This window comes from Egibacteraceae bacterium (genome assembly GCA_040905805.1).
GTDB lineage: Bacteria > Actinomycetota > Nitriliruptoria > Euzebyales > Egibacteraceae > DATLGH01.
The window spans coordinates 1-1043 of sequence record JBBDQS010000073.1; the positions used below are offsets into that span (position 1 = coordinate 1).

The 1043-nt window shown below is 67.9% G+C and carries 2 protein-coding genes; both read right to left on the reverse strand.

Annotated elements, in window-relative coordinates; genetic code table 11:
* Positions 1-476: glycosyltransferase (locus WD250_08010; GenBank protein ID MEX2620150.1), on the reverse strand; the 476-nt coding region annotated here is incomplete at its 3' end.
* Positions 473-994 (reverse strand): class I SAM-dependent methyltransferase, encoded by a 522-nt coding sequence (locus tag WD250_08015; protein MEX2620151.1) that lies wholly within the window; start codon positions 992-994, stop codon positions 473-475. The genes WD250_08015 and WD250_08010, both read right to left, overlap by 4 nt.
* Positions 995-1043 lie beyond the last annotated feature (49 nt).

Consider the following 1043-nt stretch of genomic DNA (forward strand, 5'->3'; position numbering starts at 1 on the left):
TTGACGTGGTGCGGCCCGACCACCATCGCCGTGAAGTTGCCGGCGTACCGGTGGATGGAGTCCGGGAGGCGGTCCACGCACCTGCGGATCCAGCGGTGACCGGGCTCTGCCGCCATGATTGCGTTGGTCACGACCTGCTGCCCCTTCCATCGGTCCGGGCTGTAGCCTGCCCAGGCCGAATCATCCATCAGCACGTCCAGGGGGCGCAGCGGGATGACGTCCATGTCCACGTAGACGCCGCCGTACTCCAGCAACAACTCCAGGCGCAGCACGTCGGCCCGCCAGCGCAGCGCGTCCTCCGGCGGTGCGTAGTCCCATGCGTCCTGGTTCTGCAGCGGAAACGGCGGCACAGTCCACTGCATCAGCTCCCAGTCCGGGTGCATCTCGCGCCACTCCTCGCCGGCCTCTGCGTACTCGTGCGGGAGCAAGCCGGATCCCTCCACCCAGATGCGGTGGACGATCTTCGGAATGCTCACCGGTCCCTCCTCAGCAGCCACGCACGCTTGAAGGTGGTCGGCAGCTCGCGGCGGCTCCACCCCGGCGGAATGTCCTTTGTCCACTCTCGGTGCAACACGTGGTGGTGGCCCTCCAGGTGCTTGTCCGTGCCGTAGACCAGGACCAGGTCTCCGTAGCCGAACAGGGCTGCCAGGTACGCCTGGTAGTCAGCATCCTTCACCAGGTGGAACATCACGTCCATGGACAGCACCAAGTCGAACCGAGTGCCCTCCGGCGGGAGCTGCGTGATGAAGTCGCCGGACGGGCGCTCCTCGCGAGCCAAGGCCACTGCCGCAGGGGCCGGGTCGTAGCCGGTGTAGCGAGACACGCTCAGGCCGGCGGCCACGTGCCCGTCGCCGCACCCGAGGTCCAACAGCGTCTCCACGCGGTTGATGCCCGCCACCTCGTTCACCAGCGCGATCTTCTCCCGCGCCTCGGCTCCCCTGGACCCCGCTCCCGAGAAGCCGCCCTTCCGGTAGCGCTCCTCCCAGTACGTCATGCGCCGATCCTCAAGCTCACCTCGTCCCCGTCTCCGAGGCCCAGGTGCT